Raw genomic sequence first — 20,619 nt, forward strand, 5'->3', positions numbered from 1 at the left:
TGCGGGCAGGGCCTAGTTTTGTTCTTTCGCCAATTCCTGTTTCGCAGTGGCGGCTCGCTGTGCCCTGATCTCCGCTACCTGCTGCTTGCGGGTATTGAACCCCATGCGCCACGGGGCGGCTAGACCTGACTCGGGGGCACGCGGGTTATCGCGCCAAGATTTGCCCTCGTTGTAGGCCTGCGCGCCCTCGCGGTATGCGGCAGATTGCTCGGCAAAGGTTGGGTACAGCTGTTCAGCAGCCTGTCTGGCCTGCGCACCGACAGCCTTCATTTTCGCGCGCAGATCCTTGATTTTGTCCTGAATCTTTTTGTTGTAGCGTTCCTGCTGCTCTGCAATATCGACGAGTGCCTGCTGCTCGGTGATGGGGTCGAACGGGGCTTGGCCTGCCTTGTCGTAGGCTTCCTTAGCACGCGGGGTGCGCTCCCAATCACGCAAAGACGGGTTATAAACGCACCAATCTTCCTGGCCGTCGTCTTTGTAGATACTGCCGTTGTGATCCCAGTACTTCGTCATGCGTTTACCCTCCTGAGTGTTTACGCGGGGATACTATCCCCCTCATAATCAAACCGGAACATCCCCGTCCACGCGGGGACAACCGACGGACGGTACTGTGTCGCTGGCGGATATGAGGAGCATCCCCGCTCACGCGGGGAAAACTCCCACAAGCCAGCCTCAAGCAGCCTGATGCCGGGAACATCCCCGCTCACGCGGGAAAACCTTACTTGGTTGTGGGTGGTGATTGGAACACTTGGAACATCCCCGCTCACGCGGGGAAAACTTGCTTGCCATGTTTATTGCTAAGTAACTAGTCGGAACATCCCCGCTCACGCGGGGAAAACTCACACGGGGTAGTCCACCCCAACGCGGTTCTGGGAACATCCCCGCTCACGCGGGGAAAACACGGCGGCGATAAGCTCCGCCTTCGTCATGCCCGGAACATCCCCGCTCACGCGGGGAAAACTATGACAATCCGGCTTCGGTTGAGCCTGTGCCGGGAACATCCCCGCTCACGCGGGGAAAACGCGGGGAGTGGGTTCCCGCGTCGGAGCCTGGTGGGAACATCCCCGCTCACGCGGGGAAAACCGTTTCTTAATGGTGACTTGCCTTATCGGTGGCGGAACATCCCCGCTCACGCGGGGAAAACCGGGGGCTCACCGTGGTGCTGCCAAACATGGACGGAACATCCCCGCTCACGCGGGGAAAACACGGAAAAAGAGGCGGTGCAGATACGCCATGACGGAACATCCCCGCTCACGCGGGGAAAACGGACAGCGCCTACACCCTGTCGTCTCTGCTTGCGGAACATCCCCGCTCACGCGGGGAAAACGCTTCCAGCTCACGACGGACAGCGTCCATGTCGGGAACATCCCCGCTCACGCGGGGAAAACACTTCTTCACCAGCAAAATTCGGTTCCCAGTGTAAGATTTTATATCACTCCGAACGACGAGCATGTCGGGCACGACGTCGTTTAGCCGGATTTGACCATCCCGGCTTTAATCCGACATCACCTTTAGTCCTGTTTTTGAACGGACGCCGGATCAGCGACAACCCCTCGACATCGACGACCTCCCAGTCGTGGCGATGCACCTTGTAGGCATACCCTTGTTCGGCATTCCGATCCGGATAAACCATTATGGCACGACCACTGCCGACCATTTCGATGACCAGGCCCCACAAGATGTCACGGAGACGAGAGTTAACTTTCCCAACAAATACACCTGGGGCGATTTCCTCAAGCCATCGAGTTAAATGACCCCGCAATCCGGCAGGACAGCTCGTCAAAACTATTGTCACCATGGTGGTTCTCCGGAGGAGTAGTTTGTACCACCTTTAATCGTGCCGCGGCTGTAATCCCACAATTCGATAACTTCGCCGAATTCCTCGTTTTCAAGAGGATCTTTCATTAAGAGCTTTAGATCCTTGACGCAGCGCGAAATAACTTTTTCTTCACGAATCCGATCACGCACATGTCGCCTAACCGTAGTGCTTAGTGTTTGAGTATCAACCTCGGTTCCAAGCTCAGAAACCACAGTAAAAGCAACTGGAATCGTTATGTCTGCCTTATACAAATCCGCAATGTCATAAACAAATGCGCGGTCGTGCCCCGTGTGCACAAACCCCAAGCCAGGACTCATTCCCAGGGAAACTATCACGGCATGCACGACACCGTACAGGCAAGAATGTGCTGCTGAGAGGGCCTGACTGATTGGCGTGCCATCCGAGAAATCGTCAGGGCGGTATTCACGGCGCGACCACTCAACCCCGGTTATCTTTGACCATTCCCTATAAACCGAACGAACCCGAGCACCCTCTCGGCCCCGTAATTGCTGCATATTTAGGGATTCCACATCCTCACCGGAAAAACGCATCCCATACATTTCACGCGCAACCGCTAGTCGGGTTTTTCGGTTGCTCACTAGCTTTGCCTGCTGTTCCAGAAGCCGGGTCGACCGACCTATCGGTCGGCCATGCGCGTAATATCGCACACCGTTTTCTCCCACCCAGACAATTGTCGAACCGGCATCTGCAATAACCACCATCGCCTGATGCGTAACCCGTGTACCAGGGCCCAACATAAGCACTCCCAGTGCTGCACTGGGTATATGCATGACACCCTGGTCGTCAGTCGCAGTGAGAGAATTAGAATCTCGACCGATGGTGCAGTGCTCAAGATAGAGAAAAGAAATCCGGTCTTCAGCTCTCGTCAATTCAACTGGTTTGGACGGACGTACTCCTGGAATATCAGCCATGTCTAGTTACGATTCGAACTCATTGGTGCAACTGTCAGCAGCCCACAACCATAGCCTTTTGCTTTGCCAATTCCGTTTGTCAAAACACGGCGGAATCTTTCAGCATCAGCTACCTCGATGGCTCCATCGAACTGTGCCCGAGCGATCGTGACCATCCGTCCCTGCCTACGGAACTTCACTACTTCCCTACCTGTAACGGAAACAGCTAAATCATCATTAGAGGCGTCATGGCTATCTGCATGTGAAAACTCAGCCGGTAGAAATCGCACACCCATAACTTCAGCGCGTTCTAACAACCAATTTCGCTGTTGGGCTGCAGTTACATGCGCAAGTCTCTTAGACTTACCCGTCTGAGGGTCACGCACTGACTTCACAGGATTCGCTGCCAACCTAAAACGAAATCGCTTTCCGACGGAAATACTTTCCAAGACCGGTTCGTATTCACGTATCGCCCACGATACTTGATTTTCCCAGCCTGCTTGCTGCTGTAGATGCTCAAATGATGGCTTTTCCGGACTCACCACGTACAGTGCAAGGGAATGGGCTTCCCGGTCAACTCGCCACAAAACACGACCATCATTGCTGACTAGGTCACTATTTGGCGGAAAAGCTGACAGCACTGCGGCATGCATGGCCTCTGGGCTGGCTAACAACTTACGAGTCCCCCGCCGTTGCGGATTGAGAAACATGCGTGAAAGGTACATCGACTAGTCACCTCCCAGCAACGACATCGGATCGTGAGAAAACACAGGACGCTTTCCTTCTTTATTTTCAATCTCTAGCCATCCATGAACCACTGGTCGCATCTCGTGTTTTCGTTCTCGTGGATCAAAGCTGACTGGAGTATCCGGAATTAGCTCATCGTAGGTCTCACCATCACGCATATCTCGAACAATTGGCAGCGAAACTACTTCTGGCTGACGTTTCCGATACCAAGTCGATGCTTGCCAAGGAGCCTTACGCAGAGCGTCTTCCAGTGTCTTTTCCTCAATTCCTAGAACCATTCTTCCTGTCGGTTGGAATGCACGGCGGCCTAAGTAGAGAGGGAAAGCTGGACGCTGTACCGCGTCGGCAAGCCCTTCAAGGACGCTGCGTGGACCTTCAATTGCAACAATGAAGATGGCATCAGTGAGATAATCACGATACGTCAGGGGCTTGGATTTGTTGTTGCGCCAATCAATTTCAGTCTGGAAATCTCGCTCGACCTTTCCAATCTGATCAGTGCGAACACCAAAGCCGAGTGACGCCAAATCTTCAATCGCATCAGTACGGCGACGTCCGCTTGCAGCTGCAAGCAAACCCACTACCCCGCTTTTCGTCGGCTCTCTCCGAGTACCACGGTGATTGAATCGACTCGAATCTCCCCATGCTTGCATAGGTCCAGCGAGCCTCAAGAGGAGAACCGACATTAGAACTCGGCCTTCTCCATGACGGCCTGCTCAACTAAATTGACCAAACCAGCCATGTCAGTGCGATCGCCAAAGACATTCAACTTTTCCATTGCGGCTTCAGTAGCTGCGCCACCAGTGGCAAGGTATGCACCTCCGAGTGGATGAGAATCGTATGCACCGTCCTGCTCGGCGGCATACTCTGCCAGCTTGATGGATGCGTTTTCTGTGCGGCCACGAGTGGCTTCCACTGGGTCTTCAAAAGCTTCTGACAGATTGACAGGCTGATCATCACGAACTTGAACCACGATCAAATCTGGTCGCGTTCGGTTAGCAAACGTGTTCTGCTTACCAGTTGGCATCGAAAGCGCAAATGCCTTGAGTAGCGCACCAGCAGCTTCCGATGCCGCCTCCTTTGACCCCAAAGACTGAGCCAGTTCACTAGCGTTGACCGTTGCGTAACGGTACAGCGTAGACGAGGTGAACTCCACCGTGCCGATCATGCCAGCACCAGCGTTGTCCTCTGCTGCGTTGTCATCAACCGCAGTGAAGTAGTCAAACTCTGTAACTGTCGGATGAACAGAAATAGCATGATTGAACTGGCACGTTGCATCAACATTGAGGTCTGGAGCATCAGCCAGCATGCGACCGAAGAGTGCAATGTCGACTGAATGCTCGTTATTTAATGCTTCCTTCGCTTCCTTCGCAGGAATTTTTGCGGAATCATCCTGGTACCGAATTGCCAGATCAGCTAGCGCTTTGATTTGCGCGCGGGACACAAAAAGCAGGTACTCAGTACGGATACGCGTATCTTCCTCGCCCTTCTTGGGCTTTGCCTGCTTCAGCTTTGTCTTCTGCAGAACACTGAGCGCTAAATGCTCAGCACTTTCTTCCAGCTCCGGAGCCTGCGAAATGATTTCCGCGGCAATCAATGACGGACTGAAGCGAGTACGCTGTCCCAACTTATCTAGGTCAAGTAAGTTCTCGAATTCCTTACGCGCTGCGCGCTTCCAAGCTTGGCTGGAAACTCGGGCCCGTCGTACACCGCCGTAGTTGGCAGTCTTTGGACTGCCGGTGTCGTCTCGGTTGAGGTTTGATGGCGGGACAGTTTGGAGCGCGTGAATATCAATGTAGATGGTCATGATGTGCCTTTCTGTTGTTACTAGTTTTCTACTGCGCGGTCATGGTCATCGATTTCGGATTGCGGAACTCTGTTCATATCCCGGGCCCAACGAAGTCGCACACGGCGAGCTGAATCTGAATAGGTCAACGCCACCAAATCATTAGCCAACTGGCCGTAATCCATCGGAATGCTGTAACTCCTCAGCATCTGAATTAGTCCGCGTAAATGGTGAACCAACTCATCGGTTGTCTGTGCAGTAAGCACCGCGTTAAAGCGTCGCTCAATACCCTTTTTCTGGTTTTCACCTGCTACTTGATGAAGACGACAAATGGCCGTTCCGAATCCTTCGTTGGCCTTATGCATGGATTCACTTCTCGATTGCTGATGAAGTGCAAAAAATGCCAATGCAAGGTGCGCTGCAGTTTCATAGACGCCGGGTTCATCTCGAGGGCCTTCAAGCTCCGCCGGGAAAGAATTGAATACCTCTGACCACACCTGGGGCTGCTCTGCCAGCGGCGCGCTCAGTGAGCGGCGGAGCACTGCAAGCGAGGCACGAGCTTCCGAGGTTTCGTTGGCCAGACCGCCTGCTAAGCTTTGTGCTTTGCTGGCAACGAACCTGTACAGCAGGGAGCTGCGCGGCTGCGACTTATTCATATCTGCCATTGTTACTTAACTCTCTCTCCAGAATTTTGTTCTTCCGGCCGTGGCAGAACTTTTCCGAGACCTCGTCGGAACCACAGCTCAGCGTGCCCCACGTTGTACTGACGCTCATCAACCTCACGACCTGACCATGCGCTGTCGGGCACACCCGCTATCAACTCTGCAGCCTTCGTGAGTGCTAAGTTCCGCAATTGATCGCTCCACAGCGCAAGATGACTATTTAGGTCTGTTTCTGGTGTGAGTCCATTAATCCACTGGCGGAATACTGGGTCTACATCCGAGTAGAAGGACCCCTCTGCACTAAAGCCTGCAGCCCCGCGTTCGCCACCAGATGCAATGGCCAAATTATTGGCAAATTTTCGCAATTCGGCTGCTGTATCTTGTGTTCGGTTTGCGGCCAACAACACGAATTGGACGGTTTGTTTATCGGCAGCCAAAAGGGCAGGGAACGCCAGGTTGTCTGTTAATAGGCGGTTGTACGAAGCCATTTGAGGACCATATTCGTAACCAACCATCCGAAGACTCAACCGGTAATTCTGCGGCACAACGCCACTGCGGCGACCTGTACGAGTCTTCAACGCTTCCATGACACCGGCGGGCTTTGAAACTTTTACTTCGCTACCAGTGCGCCCCTTGGTCGTATCAACGTCCGCTTCAGGTAGCACAGCCGAGAGTCCTCTCCAAAGCGCGCGATCAGGATTGATGGCCTTTGGCATGTAGATATCTTCTTTGGCCTTCTTCGATTGCGGCTCGCTATAACGCCATGGAGACATCATTTCGAGTGCATCTTGATACAGATAGTCCACCGGATCGCCATTGCAAACAAGTGCTCCGGTAACCATGCCATTTTCCACATGAAGACGGATACGTCGCTGTGGCCACGTCATAAGAGTGAGTTGGCCTTTTGGAAGCGGTTCGGCCGAGACTGCCGCTGTCGGAACCGGCAATTCCCATATAGGAGCACCGGCCCAGGCAGCGGGATTGTGATCAACGATATTTAGCAGCAGCGTTTCAAGGAGACTATGTCCTTCGAGTACGGTCCCGCCTAACCAGCCTGCCCAACCAATGCCAATGGGATAACCTTTCCCGCCTTTGACGCGAGGGTCACCGACTGCACCTGATTTAATTCCTGAGAAATCAAAGGCTAGGCAATGAACCAGCCAACGACCTGCTTCCGCCAATGGAAGTGGCTCAATTGCTGAGCGCCGGTAAAAGAGGTCACCTAGCTCTGGTGAGTCCGGAATAATTGCCTCAAGGCTCTTCCATTCCCCACTTTTTGTAGCCAACGAAGGAGTTTGCATGAAAGGGGCTTCCCGATCGAGCAAATCGAATCGGTGCGAATATTCATCCAAATAGTTGTTAATCTGCTCTAACGGCAGCTTTTTGTCCTCCCATGCTGCCGCCCATTGTTTACGGTTTTCCTTGACATCTTCTCCAAAGTTGAATGCGCGATAAAGAACCGCAAGAGCCACCCGCAAAACCGCAAAATCCTGCGCTGGCGACTCACCAGAGATCCGTTTTAACTCACCAGCCTGCGCAAAGATATCTCGAAGGCCTAATTCCCGACCACTGCCATCGTGTCCCGTGACTTTAATCCAGGGCTCATCGAGCAGATTAAAACTCGGCTCAGCTCCGCTCACTGCGACTCCTTTTCTCGAATGGACCGCAAACCATAGTTCATATCGTATGAAAAACTAACTCCGTTCACATGGCATTCCCCACTTTCATCCAAAGGGAATGGAAGAAGTCCCTTTAGCCAAGAGCTGAGTTGCCAAGAGGGGCTACCAAACCGCTCCAATTCAGCGATGAACTCGTCCACTCCCCCGACTTGCCAAAAAGGAAGCGAAATAGTGCATTTGGCAACTTCACGTGCTAATTCGTCGTCAACTCCATTGGCATCACTCAGTGACTCACCACCGCGATTTTCCAGCCACGGCAATGAATAGAGTTCGCTGCCTCGCTGTTCCACAAGAACTACTTCGATTGACTCTTCGATGTCTCTGACCTGCGACTGTCCACGAAACTCTTCTTCCGACCCATGCCGGAACCACAGGCTCATCTCTTTTTCGTTTGGCGATGGACCGAGCGACCGTTGCGCTTTTTCAGCAAGCTTCTCTCCACTTTCTCGCTGCTCCTGCACCGCCGCATCCCAGTCTTCTCGCCAACTGACTGGACACTGTGCGTCTATGTCATACGTTTCACGAACTATCCCTGCGACATGATCTGGCGATATAAACTGCTTCCGCCCCATCAAAGCTGAAGCCGTCCGCATCAACAACGCAGTGCCATAAATCCGTTTACTACCGCTCACAAACTCTGGAGCATCGCTATCCCTAATCTCAGTGACCCCGAAGAGCACCAGTCGTGGCGCTTGAAGTCGCTCCGGACGGTTTTTACGGCCATGACGGTGGAGGCGACCCGCCCGCTGAATTAGCAAGTCCGAAGGCGCAAAATCACTGAACATAATGTCAAAATCCAAGTCAAGGGACTGCTCGACAATTTGTGTTGACACCACTACTCCCCGTCGTGGACGCACACCAGACTTGCCATATTTGGCAACAAGTTCTTCTTCTTTAGCCCGTCGATCTGCCGCAGCGAAGCGTGAATGAAGCAAAAATACTTCCTCATCAGTGAAGCTGCCGTCAGCAAAAATTTCGTCGTAAAGCGTTTGGGCACGCTGAACTGTATTACACACGACTACAGCGCAACCGCCATCACGAAGCTCTTCCGTCAACATGGAAACTACAGATGAGTCGTCACAGTATTCGAGTGACACAACCTGTCTGCGAGAAGAAGCTTCTGGCTTACGGATAGATACGCCATCAGCATTGACAAAGGTCAGAAGCGGATAAGCCCGTTCGTCTTTGGCAACTTCCATCTCGCCAAGAATCTTGTTGGAAATTTGCGCATTTTCTAACTGTGCAATTCCCGAGGCATAGGCCTCCATCAAATGAAAACGAGTATCCGGTGGAAGCGTTGCCGACAACGCAATGACTGGAACTCCATATGCACCACACCATTCCAATGCGCGGTACAAATACTGCTGCATGTAAATGTCTGCAGCATGCACCTCATCGAGAATCAATACCTTTCCGGCAAGCCCCAGATGCCGCAACATGATGTGCTTCGACTGCAGCGCCGAGAAAAGGAACTGATCGATTGTGCCAACAGTAAAGTCTGCCAGCGCTGCAGTTTTTCGAGATCGTAGCCATCAATGAGCCTCAACTGCAGGCTCTTTAGAATTGGCACCATATTCTTCGTCATAAATAGCCGAAAAACTCTGTGACGGAAACTTAAGACCTTGGAATTCATCATTAAACTGCGCGCGACTATGTGTGAGCATCGCAGAGGCCAACTGGTCTTCCGCAATCGCACGATCGAGCCACTTCAAAACACGAGAAAACATGGCATCTGATGTGGCGCATGTAGGCAACGCGACTTGCACACCACCACAGCCGAACTTGGCTGCAAAAACTTCCGCGACCGCAAGCGCAGCCTCCGTCTTGCCTTCGCCTGTCGGTGCTTCCAATAGCAACAGGCCTGGTTTATCTACTTCTTCGACAAGCTTTACTGCGTCAAGCTGAACTGGGTATGGGGTGGCACCAGCGGGCAGGTCAAACCGAGCGCGAAATAGGTCATCCGCACTACTTTCCGGGCGAGGATCCCACGGATCAGGAAGATTTAACTTGTTGATTGCATCATCGCTTCTGTTTGTCGACGGTGCATCAGACATCGACAGGGGGAATAAATCAGTATTCGAAGCAAGCCAGTCAGCCATGACCACAATGCCCGTCAGCAACATTTGCGTTGACGCTGACAGTCCTTGTTCTCGGCGTTGTTCAAAATAAGTCGCCGTTAAACCTGCCCTTGTGGCCATGACGTCGAAGAATTCAAAACGAATCTGTTGCCACTTTTCATCTTCGAGCTCCTCAACGAAATCTTCGGCAGAATGCAGCAGATTCTCATCGGGAAACTTGCCGTGATGGCCACCAATTGGTGCAACATATGTGTCGGCAGCATCTTCATCGAATCCATGGTTTTCCACCAACCAAACCCACAATGTATATGCGCCGACAGCGCCGTGGGGTGCTCCACGTAATTCTTTGGGGGAAAGTGTTGTCGCAGCACCTAGCCCATACGAGCATACTCGGTCATACAGTTCGGGAACTTTGACGGAGAAAGCATACGATGCTTTCCCAATATCGTGACACCCAGCGTAAAAAGCCAACCATGCACGCGCCTGCCCCTTCGAGCCGAATTCATCGGTAAGTACTTGCCTTAGTGATTCCGGCAACCACTCATCCCAGAGATAAAAAGCCACATCCTGGGAATCATTTAAATGTTGCGCGAGACTCAACGCTTCTTCGCGTTGCCGATCCCATTTAGCCCACTGCAAGCGGGCTACTTCAGACAATGCATCCGCCAAGTTCGAGTCCATGTTCGACATAACGACTCCGTCCGGCCGAACCTTTATCCGGCCTCTGTTCTAATCTCGAAGATAGCTCAGGCCTTAGTTTCATTCAATATGGAAACTACCCCTTTTTTTACCCCACATAATAAAACATTGCTGTTTAATCAATAGACTCGTCTGCAAGTGCCGCTAACACGAAAAATCCCCGCTTTCGCGGGGATAACATCGCCCCTCACAATAAAACCGGAACATCCCCGCTCACGCAGGGAACCCGAGGGGCGACAGAACCTACACTAACCTCTCCGGAGCTTCCGCCAGGCCCAATCAATAATCACGAAGCCAACGAGCGTCACACCGAACAGTGGTGCAACTACCGAGTAGGCAATCAACAGCGCCACAACAGCCGCTGCGACACCCGGGCGAATATCTCGCCAGCGCGTTGGCGACGGGAGCCTACCAGGACGACCACCGCGACCGCGCCCAAACCACATGGCGTACCCGCGCACAATCATTGCCAGCAGAGCAACACCGATAAGCGCCAGGACCAGCTGATTCACCCACCCAAACAGGATGCCCATGTGCGCGTTAATCAGCCATTCGGTCAGCTTTGCCGGCAGCGGCCAGTCCGCAAAGTGAATCCGGTCAACCATCGCTCCGGTCGACCCGTCTACGGTGACGGTCTCAATGCCCATCCGCCATTCCTCGCGGGCTTCCTTGGCCATCCACACCGTGCCAGCTTCCGGTGGTGTCAGTTCGACTTTCCCGGACAGCCCCTCGGCACGTGCGAGGTTCATAACACTATCCGCCTCTGACCAGTCATAATTCGCAGGCGCAGTCGCAGTCACAGCTGGTTTCGGCGCGTACCAGTCCATCGTCTCGCGCAGCTTCGCGATGCCCGTTCCAGCCACCCACGACCACGTCAGGCCGGTGACGGTCAGGAACAAAAGTCCAACGCTGACCGCCACACCAACATTCGCGTGACGACGCATATGATGCGCCCTCTTACTTGTTCCCCGTGTCCGCTTGCGGCGCGAACGGTCCCACCAGAGCCAGAGGCCACCAATAGCCAGTGCGCCCATCCAGGATGCTGCTGTCTCAGAGTAGAGGCGACCAAAGTTGCTATCAATCCAGAGCCTGCGGTGCCCTTCCGAGATCCAGGCCCGCAGTGGCAGCGCCGCCGAGGAACCGTATTGCACCAGGTCGCCCTTGATGCTCAGGTCGCCTGGGTCGACGAACACCGCATGCCGGTAGGACTCCGACTTCAACTGCTCATCGTTGAACATGACTCGCGTTGTCTGTCCCGGCTTTTCCGGGACCTGCACTGCGGTCACCGGCAGCTTAGGATGCACGCGCTGCGCGACCTCAACCTGCTTTTCCAGAGGCTGTGCGGGAAGGCCTGATGTTGCAGTTAGTTCTTCGTGGTAAACCACCTTTTCTATGCTCGGCGCGAGGGCATACGCCACGCCTGTGACAGCTGCAATAACGAGTAGCGGCGCAACGAGGATGCCTGCAACGACATGGATTCGGTGCAGTAATGCTCGTGGCCCACCATTTTTCTGAGTCTGTGCGACGGGGTTTGCGGCTGGCGTTCCAGCGGCATCGCCTGTGGCTATTGAAGTCATGCTCTATTAGTCGGACGAACCGCCTCACTTGTTCCCCAGCAAGCTCATTTTTATTAACTTCCAGGGGTAACCATTTGGCCACGCGCCCCGTTGAAGGCCACCTCGTGCGCAACTATTCGTCGTAAAGCCCGCGTACCCTCGAACACATGGCTTATCCAGACGTGTACCACGCCAATGACAACCGCTATGAAACGATGCCGTACAACCGCTCCGGCGACACGGGGCTAAAGCTTCCAGCCATTACGCTGGGACTTTGGCATAACTTTGGTGATGACCGGCCGCTCGAGACGCAGCGTGAAATCCTGCGCACCGCGTTCGACCACGGCGTCACGCACTTCGATCTCGCCAACAATTACGGCCCACCACAGGGCTCTGCGGAGGCGAATTTCGGTCGCATCATGGCCAAGGATTTCGCTCCCTACCGCGATGAAATGATCATTTCCTCCAAGGCCGGTTGGTACATGCAGGATGGCCCCTACGGCTTCGGCGGCTCGCGGAAATACCTCGTGGCCAGCTGCGATGCCTCGCTGAAGCGCATGGGCCTGGATTATGTGGACATTTTCTACCACCACCGGCCCGACCCGGATACGCCTATCGAGGAAACCGTCGCCGCCCTCGACTTCCTCGTCCGCTCGGGACGCGCGCTCTACGTCGGCGTGAGCTCCTACTCCCCCGAGCTCACTCGCCGCGCACAGAAAATCGCCCGTGAGCTGGGCACTCCGCTGACTATTCACCAGCCGAGCTACTCCATGTTCAACCGCTGGATCGAGGACGAACTGCTGGCAACCTGCGCCGACGAAGGCATGGGCGTCATCGCCTTTTCCGCGCTTGCGCAGGGGCTTCTCACCGACCGCTATCTAGATGGCGTGCCGGAGGCCTCGCGTCTCGGCGCGCACAAGATGAACTCGGGGTTCCTCAACGACGACACGCTCACCGCCATCCGTGAGCTCAACGCCATTGCTTTACGACGAGGCCAGTCCCTGGCACAGATGGCCATCTCGTGGGTTCTTCGCCGTGACGAAGTGACCTCCGCCCTAATTGGGGCATCGTCGGTGGAGCAGCTGAAAAACAGCCTCGGAGCCCTGGACGCTGCGCCGTTTAGCGATGAAGAACTCGCGGAGATCGACAAGTGGGCCGTCGACCGCGGGATTAACCAGTGGCAGGGCGCTACGGAGTCTGTATAGCCGGCAGCACATACTCAATCAGCTCGTCAATCTGCTCTTCCGCATCGCGTTTAGAGGTGCGGAAGTTGATGCTGACGTGATTGATGCCGAGCTGTCGCTGGGAGTGCAGCAGTTCGATGAGCTTGTTGCGGCCAAGGCGGTACCCGAAGTGGCCGCCCTGCGCGGGTGCGTCGGGGTCTTCATGCAGGTCAATCCACAATGATTCCAGGAAGGGTTTGAAGACACCCTCACCGCACTCCTGGGCTACCGCCTCCTGCCAGTTGGCGATGTTTTTCTTCTGCATCTCCAGGCCTTTGTGATACATGAACCACCCGTCGGTATGAGCGGCTTTCCACTCCAGGCTCTGCTGGCATGAGCCGGTGGCCAACAGCGGAACTCGGCGTGCCAGCGGCTTGGGCACCACATCGGATCCGCCCATCTTCCCCTCGGACCACCGGATAGGCCGGTCACTGGTGCTGAGGGCCTTTTCATAGACCTCGATATGCTCGCGGAAACGCTCACCGCGCTTGCCTTTGTCCTGGTTAAAGGCGGGGAACTCCTCGGGTCGATCGCCGGTGGCAACGCCGAAGAGGAAACGGCCGTCGGAAAGCCTGTCCAGCGTGGCCGCGCGCTTAGCCATCACCAGCGGATGCTGAAAAGGCACGACGATTGCACCCGTGCCGAGTGCGATGTCGCTGGTGTGTGCGGCGATGTAGCTGAGGTACATCCAGGGGTCGTAGACCTGGCCGACGTCGCCGAATGTTTCCACACGCAGCGGGATGTCGCGCGCCCACACTGCCGCGATGCCTGCGCGTTCGGCTTTCCGAATCAGCCGAATCTGATTGCTCAGCGCGTCCTTGGGTTCGGCTTCGGCGTCCTGCTCGATGGGCAGACTGAGCCCCACAGTTAGCCTGCCCGGCGCGAATGTGCGCTGGTAACCGGGTAGTTCGTCGATGGGCTTGTCCGAAAGATCAAACAGCGAGCTCATGGTGTTTAACGGTAGTACAGCTTGAGCCACGGCACCCGCAGTTAAGCTGGAACCATGCTTGAGGATGCCATCATCGTCGGAGGCGGCCAAGCTGCCCTCGCTACCGCCTACTACCTGCACAAACACGACATTGATCCGCTCGTTCTGGACAATCAGCCGGCTCCCGGCGGCTCCTGGCGCAATGTCTGGCCCTCAATGACGCTCTTTTCCACCCCGGGTTTCTCCAACCTTCCGGGCATCCAGATGCCCGATTATGACGGCTTCCCGCCCACTTCCCATGTGATTGATTACCTCAGCTCCTACGAAAAGCGCTACGAACTGCGCGTTCAGCGCCCGGTTAACGTTACCCACGTCACCCACGACGGCACCTTCCACCTCACCAGCGATGCCGGAGACTTCGAGTCCCACCAACTCATCGCCGCCACCGGCAACCGCCCCTTCGTCCCCCACTACCCCGGCACGACCTCCGCAAAACAGTGGCATTCGGCCAATTACCCAGGCCCCGAGCCATTCGAAGGCTCCCGCGTTGCCGTTGTCGGCGCGGCGAACTCCGGCGCCCAAATCGCCGCTGAACTGATACTTTCCGGTATCGACACCACCTGGTTCACCCGCCACGAACCGCGCTGGATGCCCGACGACGTCGACGGTCGCGTCCTGTTCGAACGCAACCGTCAGCGAGCACTCGCCATCGCACGTGGCGAACCCGACCCCGGCCCCTCCGACAGTATCGGCGACATCGTTGTCCTGCCGTCCGTCCGCAAAGCCCGCGACTCCGGTGCCCTCACCTGGACACCCATGTTCTCTTCGCTTGACGACGTCCACGCGGACCACCTCATTTGGTGCACCGGTTTCCGCCCCGCGCTCAGCCCCTTCCGCAGCGTCGACTCCGACCTCATCGAGTTCGTCGGCTACGGCGACTGGGTTGGCCCCGGTGCAGCCACGATTATGGGTGTTGGCCCCTTCGCTAAGCGCGCGGCTGAGCGGGTGGCTGCTCGACTGTCAGCATGATCTGCATCAACATCATGTCCAACCAACGCCCGTTCTTTGTCCCTACCTGAGGCAATAGCCCAACACGCTGGAAACCATACTTTTCGTGCAGCGCAATCGACCCCTCGTTGCTGCCGTCAATCGCTGCCACCAAAACGTGCTTTCCCGCCTCACGAGCAGCATCAATGGTCACCTGTAGAAGCGTCCCGCCAATGCCCCGGCCCTGAAAGCTCGGATGTACGTAGATGGAGTTTTCCACTGTGTACCGAAAACCCGTCGAAGTCGCGAAAGTCACTAAAGGTGGCATATCCAGCGACTTCGTCGTCAAGCGTGGCGACGAAAACCGGGTAACCCTTCTCCCAGTGCACCTCCATCCATGCAATGCGATTCTCCGCACTGACCGTGCCATCGTTCCAGATGGCGACGGTGTTGATCACGGCCTCGTTGTAAATCTCCGCGATTGCCTCGGCGTCCTCCCGCGTTGCTTGCCGAATAATCATGGTTTTGCCCCGTTTTCTGCGCTGGTTTCTGCACTCCGCCTTTATAGATGCGAGATTATCAAGCTTCCGGTTTCGAACGGGTGTTTTATTTATATTTTTCCGCAACCCTCCATGCGTCACCCGCAAACAACCTGGTAGCAAACGCTTTTATGGTCAGCCGACATCTACAAAAACCATTCAAGATCTCTCATCATTTCTCTTTACAAGCCAGAATGACACCTGTACGATAGCAAGTAAGTTCGAAAGAAGGCCGACAACCATTGGAACACCAGGGGGATCCAATGAAGTCCGAACAAGTACCCGAACCATATTGGGCTCATGAAAATCCCGAAGATGAGCTCTCAGCACTCGCGCGGGCTACCAACCGCACCCACCTTGAATTGATTGAAGCCTGCTGCCCTGCAGGCGATGATGACGTTGAAAACCATGCCGCTCGCATCAGCGTTCGCCTGGGAATCACCCGCAGTGAAGCACTGCGTATCTGTGACATTGGCCTATTGCTGGAGAAAATGCCTCAGCTAGCGGCCTACGCCCGGGAAAGCTGTGCATTGTCCATGCGGCAACTCGGCATCATTGCACATGGCGTGGTCGGCATCGAGCCGGATCAAATACCCGATGCGGAGAAGAAAATTCTGGCATTGGTTACGCCACGGAAGCGTCGTCAAGCGATGATTGGCCCTCGTACGCTCACCACCAAAATTGGTGATATTGCTGCGGACTTGGATGACCGTGCTCGCACTGACGGCACAATTCCCACCATCACCGATACGGAATCGGTGACTCTGGTGGAACGCCCCGACAGCTACTCCCAAATCATTCTCACGCTGCGCCCGGACCGCGCCTACTTCGCCATGTGCGCAATTGAAACGGTCTTCCGCGCGAATGAAGAAATGACGCAGGCGGATGCATTTGTGGAACTGATTCACCAGCGCACCAATGCAGAAGTTGTGCTCAATGTTTTCCGCGAGCCCCACAGTGATGACGCCTGGCTGGACGGCGCCGGCTGGCTCGGCGCGCTGGTCACGGAAGAGTGGATGCAAAAGGTGACGCATGTCCGCCTCTCAGCAGACAGCGCCACCAATGGTTACCGCCCAACCCCAGCGCAGGTTGCCCGCGTCCACGGTCGTGACGGCACGTGCCGCTTCCCCGGCTGCGAAGTCCCAGCGTACAAGTGCGATATTGACCATATCGCACCGTACAACCAGGAAGACTCCGAAGCCGGTGGCCCCACCGACACACAGAATCTGCACTGCCTATGCCGGAAGCACCACAACCTGAAAACCCACAAGCTCTGGGATATCACGGCTTATGAGGACGGCTCAGAGGTGTGGTCCTCTGCCGACGGCGTTACCGCGGCGACCGTCCCGGCCGGACCGTTAGCCGGGTTCGGGCGACAGACTTTTGACAAGCGCGCTACTCAGAAGACGAAAGCACGCCATGACCACTACATGAAGTGGTGGCTGTCATTCGCGGCGGTGCCAGATCTAGTCTTTGATGATGGGGAGGATTAACCCAGCGGGCCACCGCAGTTCGGCCATGCGCCAGCACCCTGGGAGGCAAGCACGCGCTCGCCAATCTCAATCTGCTGCTCCTTGGTGGCCTGGTCAGCCGTTGGTGCGTACTGGTCACCGCCGTGGCCGCTCCAGGTCTGCTGCGAGAACTGCAGTCCGCCGTAGTAGCCGTTACCGGTATTGGTCTGCCAGTTTCCGCCGGACTCACATGCCGCAACCTGATCCCAGGCGCTGACTGATGCAGCGTTAGCGGCGGCGGTCGGGGCAGCAATCATGCCTGCTGCCACGGCGGCGGATGCGATGAACTTACCGGAAAAACGCATAAACAGAGAACACTCCTAAAGGGTTGACTTTTCTCTTGGCCGACCAACCTACGCGCACCCTCCCCCACCCTGTCAACCCGTATCCTGGAAAGCATGTCCGTGGCAGATGTCGTCCGCAAAACCGAGAGAAGAATCAACGCGCTGGCCGCCAAGCGTTCCAAAAACGCTGGTTGGGAACCGGAAATCATCGGATTCACCGGGTACGGAAATGCAGAGCGCGTTCGCGTACTCGGCCGTGTCCTTATGAAGGATCCGGCCAAAAAACGAGACGAAGAACGAAACAAAAAACGCGGGTTTTGGCAGTTCTTTACCGTCGAACTCGCGGACTTTCCCGTCACCATCACTGCCGGCAATCGCACGGTGGAAACCACCACGGATAGCAACGGCTACATCGAGGTGCTGATTCGGAATCACGGCCTCGAACCCGGCTGGCACGAGATCACCATCAACGACACTCCCGCAGAGGCCCTCATCCTCTCCCCGGAAACCAAATACGGCATCGTCTCCGATATTGATGACACTGTTTTGGTCACCATGCTGCCGCGCACCCTCATCGCCGCCTACAACTCCTGGGTCAAAGAGACAGACGAGCGCAAAGCCGTCGCTGGCTTCAGCGAGTTCTATGCGCAACTTCGCCGTCGTTACGCGAGCAAAACCGATGAGGACACGGACGTTCCCGTCATCTACCTTTCCACCGGCGCATGGAACACCTTCGGCACACTAAAAAAGTTCCTGCACCGCAACAACCTGCCGAAGGGCCCGCTACTGCTCACCGATTGGGGGCCAACGCCCACTGGCCTGTTCCGCTCGGGCAAGGAACATAAGAAGGTGCGACTGCGGGACCTGTTTATTGACTTCCCCGAAATCAACTGGATTCTCGTCGGTGATGACGGCCAATACGACCCGCTCATCTACGGCACAGCCGCGGCGGAGCATCCGGATAAGGTCGCGGCAATCGCAATCCGCAACCTCACTCCCAGCGAGCACGTGCTCTCCCACGGCACCGCAGTGCCAATTGAAAAACTGGAGAACAAGGAGGTTCCATTCATCGAGGGTGCCGACGGCTTTAAGCTGCTCAAACAGATCGACCAACTGCCGCAACCATGATCTACCTCCGCCAGGCCCGTATTCACGATGATGCCGAGCTCCCGGCTTACGTCGTAAAGCTCGCGTTGCCCTTCCCCATGGCCTTCACCACGCCGATTACCATCTTGACCGGCGAAAACGGCAAGGGAAAGTCGACGGTGCTGGAGGCGTTGGCGTCGGCGATGGGGGTCGACACGGACGGCGGCTCGCGGTTTAAAACGCAGGAGCGCACCTCTCCGATTCCGCTCGCGCTGACCAAGCGCAATCCCCCGGATACGTTCTTCTTTCGCGGCGACGCGCACTTAAACCTCGCGCGTTTCTACGCATCGATCGGCAGCCTCCCCGGCGGTGACGGCATGGCGGATCTGACGAAAATGAGTCACGGCCAATCCATCATGGCGCTGGCCAAACGCCGCTTCGGTGCCGAATCGCTAATCTTCCTCGACGAACCCGAGGCCGGACTGTCGGTACTGCGCCAGCTGGAACTCCTCGGCCGTCTCGGCGCGCTCGCAGAAGCCGGCGCACAGATTATCATGGCGACGCATTCCCCCATCCTGCTCGCCGCACCGGAAGCAACGATCATTTCGCTTGACGACGCCGACACCACCCACTTCGAAGACACCCTCGCGGTACGGGCGACCAGGGATTTCCTAGCCGATCCCGTCGGCATCGCGGACTACATGGTGGAGCGTTTTACTTCGGATTCTTAAGCCCCAGCGATGCCACGACGCCCACGGCCGACAGCGCCACCGGCAGCCACATGGCATCACTCATGGCGGTGGTGAAGTCGCCACGGTTGCTGCTGAGCGCCGCCGCCATGACGGTGGCAATCAGCGCACTACCCAGCACACTGCCGATCTGGCGGATGGTGTTGTACACACCGGAGGCAGCACCGGCGAGGATCGGGTCAATGTTGCGGGTCGCGGCCGTCGACAGCGTGCCCCAAATAAATGCGTTGGCCACACCGAATGCGGCGCCCGGCAGTAGCAGCCACAGCACGGAGAGGTCCTCGTGGATGAGGTAGTGAAACCCGAGCATGCCCACCAGCGAGGACCCAAAACCGATCAGCGCGAACTCGCGGAACTTCAGCCGATCCAGCATTCGCCCAGTCCACGGTGCCATGACACCGGAAATCAGCGCCTGCGGCACGAGCAGTAGTGAGGCTTGGATGGTCGATAGGTCGCGAGCATTCTGGGCGAAGAGGATGATTGGGAAACCAACCGCGACCACCAGCGCTCCCATCACGGCAATGGCCAACGAGGAGACGGTGAAGTTACGATCCTTAAAAAGGGACAGCGGCATCAGCGGTTCGGCCGTGGTCTTGGCCTCCCAGACCGTAAACAGGCCAAGAATCACCACACCGGCGGCAATCAGTGCCCAGATCCAACCGGACCAGCCGGCACTCTCCCCCTCCTGAATGCCGAAGACCAGCAGGAACATACCAATCGCGCTGAGCACAACGCCCAGATAGTCAATCTTGTTGCGGTGCGTCTCGAAGGTCGGCAGATAGCGGAACGCAAAAACGAGCCCGACCACGCCAATCGGCACATTAATGAGGAAAATCCAGCGCCAACTCAGCAGCTGAATCAACACGCCACCAGCCAGCGGCCCCGTCAGCGAGGCAATTCCGGCCGCCGCGCCCCACAGCCCCATCGCCGCACCGCGATGCACCGGTGGAAACATCTGCGTAATCAGCGCCATCGTCTGCGGTGTCAGCAGCGCGGCCCCCAGTCCCTGCACCACGCGGGCAATGATCAGCATGCTTAACGACGGCGCCAACCCACACGCCAGCGACGCCAACACGAAGATAACCAAGCCCGCTACATAGGTGTGCTTGACTCCCCAGAGGTCACCGAGCCTGCCGGTAATAAGCAACGGCACCGCATAGGCCAGCAAATAACCGCTGGTCACCCACATGACCTGGTTGAGCTCACCGCCCAGTTCATGCTGGATGGTGTTAATACCAACGGTGACAATGGTGGCGTCGACCAGAATCATGAAGAAGCCGAGCAATACGGTCCACAGCGCTGGCCACGCCTTTTTGGGATCAAACTGAGTATTCAAATCTGTAGCCACTCGAAGTCATGTTAGTTGATGGCACAGTAA

At 56.1% G+C, this 20,619-nt stretch carries 21 protein-coding genes, 1 pseudogene and 1 CRISPR repeat array; of the genes and pseudogenes, 5 read left to right on the plus strand and 17 right to left on the minus strand.

What is annotated here, in order from left to right; genetic code table 11:
• Positions 1 to 12: 12 nt before the first annotated feature.
• From I6J19_RS02735 to I6J19_RS02785, 12 genes and pseudogenes are all read right to left on the minus strand, one after another.
• A complete protein-coding gene (locus I6J19_RS02735) occupies positions 13 to 513 on the minus strand; it encodes a hypothetical protein (protein ID WP_038627163.1) in 501 nt (166 codons plus the stop codon).
• 55 nt (positions 514 to 568) lie between these two features.
• Positions 569 to 1,388: direct repeats of the CRISPR family, unit length 28 nt; unit sequence GGAACATCCCCGCTCACGCGGGGAAAAC.
• A 44-nt stretch (positions 1,389 to 1,432) separates the two neighbouring features.
• Entirely contained in the window at positions 1,433 to 1,798 is a 366-nt protein-coding gene (gene cas2e / locus I6J19_RS02740) for a type I-E CRISPR-associated endoribonuclease Cas2e (RefSeq protein WP_081913982.1), read from the minus strand.
• The gene (gene cas1e / locus I6J19_RS02745) at positions 1,792 to 2,751 is read right to left on the minus strand and encodes a type I-E CRISPR-associated endonuclease Cas1e (RefSeq protein WP_038627162.1); all 960 of its coding nucleotides are present in this window, start codon (positions 2,749 to 2,751) and stop codon (positions 1,792 to 1,794) included. The genes cas2e and cas1e overlap by 7 nt, the downstream gene beginning before the upstream one ends.
• A 2-nt stretch (positions 2,752 to 2,753) precedes the next feature.
• A complete protein-coding gene (gene cas6e, locus I6J19_RS02750; protein WP_235191219.1) occupies positions 2,754 to 3,440 on the minus strand; it encodes a type I-E CRISPR-associated protein Cas6/Cse3/CasE in 687 nt (228 codons plus the stop codon).
• 18 nt (positions 3,441 to 3,458) lie between these two features.
• A complete protein-coding gene (gene cas5e, locus I6J19_RS02755) occupies positions 3,459 to 4,160 on the minus strand; it encodes a type I-E CRISPR-associated protein Cas5/CasD (protein WP_038627158.1) in 702 nt (233 codons plus the stop codon).
• Positions 4,160 to 5,281: a type I-E CRISPR-associated protein Cas7/Cse4/CasC gene (gene cas7e, locus I6J19_RS02760; protein WP_052155563.1), complete on the minus strand. Its 1,122-nt coding sequence runs from the start codon at positions 5,279 to 5,281 to the stop codon at positions 4,160 to 4,162. Before cas7e ends, cas5e begins: the two co-directional genes overlap by 1 nt.
• Before the next feature lie 20 nt (positions 5,282 to 5,301).
• The gene (gene casB / locus I6J19_RS02765) at positions 5,302 to 5,916 is read right to left on the minus strand and encodes a type I-E CRISPR-associated protein Cse2/CasB (protein ID WP_158407485.1); all 615 of its coding nucleotides are present in this window, start codon (positions 5,914 to 5,916) and stop codon (positions 5,302 to 5,304) included.
• An 11-nt stretch (positions 5,917 to 5,927) separates the two neighbouring features.
• Positions 5,928 to 7,562, minus strand: coding sequence for a type I-E CRISPR-associated protein Cse1/CasA (gene casA, locus I6J19_RS02770; RefSeq protein WP_052155561.1), 1,635 nt, complete (start codon positions 7,560 to 7,562; stop codon positions 5,928 to 5,930).
• On the minus strand, positions 7,559 to 8,194 hold the full coding sequence (locus tag I6J19_RS10940) for a hypothetical protein (RefSeq protein WP_338078362.1): 636 nt from the start codon (positions 8,192 to 8,194) through the stop codon (positions 7,559 to 7,561). The genes casA and I6J19_RS10940 overlap by 4 nt, the downstream gene beginning before the upstream one ends.
• 126 nt (positions 8,195 to 8,320) lie before the next feature.
• Positions 8,321 to 9,109, minus strand: a pseudogene (cas3, locus tag I6J19_RS10945) (CRISPR-associated helicase Cas3'); the annotation flags it as partial.
• Positions 9,110 to 9,133: 24 nt separating this feature from the next.
• On the minus strand, positions 9,134 to 10,369 hold the full coding sequence (locus tag I6J19_RS02780) for a CRISPR-associated endonuclease Cas3'' (protein ID WP_081913976.1): 1,236 nt from the start codon (positions 10,367 to 10,369) through the stop codon (positions 9,134 to 9,136).
• Positions 10,370 to 10,626: 257 nt separating this feature from the next.
• Complete coding sequence (locus I6J19_RS02785; RefSeq protein ID WP_038627156.1) at positions 10,627 to 11,955, minus strand: PepSY-associated TM helix domain-containing protein; 1,329 nt, start codon at positions 11,953 to 11,955, stop codon at positions 10,627 to 10,629.
• A gap of 146 nt (positions 11,956 to 12,101) precedes the next feature.
• On the opposite strand from I6J19_RS02785, the gene I6J19_RS02790 reads away from it, so the two are divergent.
• Positions 12,102 to 13,139 carry an aldo/keto reductase gene (locus I6J19_RS02790; RefSeq protein WP_038627154.1) on the plus strand — a complete coding sequence of 346 codons (1,038 nt, stop codon included), beginning with the start codon at positions 12,102 to 12,104 and terminating at the stop codon, positions 13,137 to 13,139.
• On the opposite strand, the gene I6J19_RS02795 is transcribed toward I6J19_RS02790, so the two are convergent.
• A complete protein-coding gene (locus tag I6J19_RS02795) occupies positions 13,123 to 14,106 on the minus strand; it encodes an LLM class oxidoreductase (protein ID WP_038627152.1) in 984 nt (327 codons plus the stop codon). The two genes, I6J19_RS02790 and I6J19_RS02795, sit on opposite strands and share 17 nt — an antisense overlap.
• Positions 14,107 to 14,160: 54 nt before the next feature.
• Here I6J19_RS02795 and I6J19_RS02800 point away from each other — a divergent pair, with 54 nt between their 5' ends.
• A complete protein-coding gene (locus I6J19_RS02800; RefSeq protein WP_187402525.1) occupies positions 14,161 to 15,114 on the plus strand; it encodes an NAD(P)-binding domain-containing protein in 954 nt (317 codons plus the stop codon).
• On the opposite strand, the gene I6J19_RS10975 is transcribed toward I6J19_RS02800, so the two are convergent.
• A complete protein-coding gene (locus tag I6J19_RS10975) occupies positions 15,071 to 15,388 on the minus strand; it encodes a GNAT family N-acetyltransferase (protein WP_318155910.1) in 318 nt (105 codons plus the stop codon). The genes I6J19_RS02800 and I6J19_RS10975 overlap by 44 nt on opposite strands.
• Positions 15,276 to 15,593 (minus strand): GNAT family N-acetyltransferase, encoded by a 318-nt coding sequence (locus I6J19_RS10980; RefSeq protein WP_316247732.1) that lies wholly within the window; start codon positions 15,591 to 15,593, stop codon positions 15,276 to 15,278. The genes I6J19_RS10975 and I6J19_RS10980 overlap by 113 nt, the downstream gene beginning before the upstream one ends.
• Positions 15,594 to 15,874: 281 nt before the next feature.
• Here I6J19_RS10980 and I6J19_RS02810 point away from each other — a divergent pair, with 281 nt between their 5' ends.
• Entirely contained in the window at positions 15,875 to 17,104 is a 1,230-nt protein-coding gene (locus I6J19_RS02810; RefSeq protein WP_038627148.1) for an HNH endonuclease signature motif containing protein, read from the plus strand.
• Here the strand turns inward: I6J19_RS02810 and I6J19_RS02815 are convergent.
• Positions 17,101 to 17,427, minus strand: a complete 327-nt coding sequence (locus tag I6J19_RS02815) for a transglycosylase family protein (protein WP_005511827.1) — start codon at positions 17,425 to 17,427, stop codon at positions 17,101 to 17,103. The two genes, I6J19_RS02810 and I6J19_RS02815, sit on opposite strands and share 4 nt — an antisense overlap.
• A 93-nt stretch (positions 17,428 to 17,520) precedes the next feature.
• Here I6J19_RS02815 and I6J19_RS02820 point away from each other — a divergent pair, with 93 nt between their 5' ends.
• Positions 17,521 to 18,534 (plus strand): App1 family protein, encoded by a 1,014-nt coding sequence (locus I6J19_RS02820; RefSeq protein WP_038627146.1) that lies wholly within the window; start codon positions 17,521 to 17,523, stop codon positions 18,532 to 18,534.
• A complete protein-coding gene (locus I6J19_RS02825; RefSeq protein ID WP_038627143.1) occupies positions 18,531 to 19,223 on the plus strand; it encodes an AAA family ATPase in 693 nt (230 codons plus the stop codon). Before I6J19_RS02820 ends, I6J19_RS02825 begins: the two co-directional genes overlap by 4 nt.
• Here I6J19_RS02825 and I6J19_RS02830 read toward each other — a convergent pair.
• A complete protein-coding gene (locus I6J19_RS02830; protein ID WP_038627141.1) occupies positions 19,207 to 20,589 on the minus strand; it encodes a DHA2 family efflux MFS transporter permease subunit in 1,383 nt (460 codons plus the stop codon). The genes I6J19_RS02825 and I6J19_RS02830 overlap by 17 nt on opposite strands.
• Positions 20,590 to 20,619: the final 30 nt, after the last annotated feature.

Origin of the sequence: Corynebacterium amycolatum (assembly GCF_016889425.1) — a bacterium.
GTDB classification, from domain to species: domain Bacteria; phylum Actinomycetota; class Actinomycetes; order Mycobacteriales; family Mycobacteriaceae; genus Corynebacterium; species Corynebacterium amycolatum.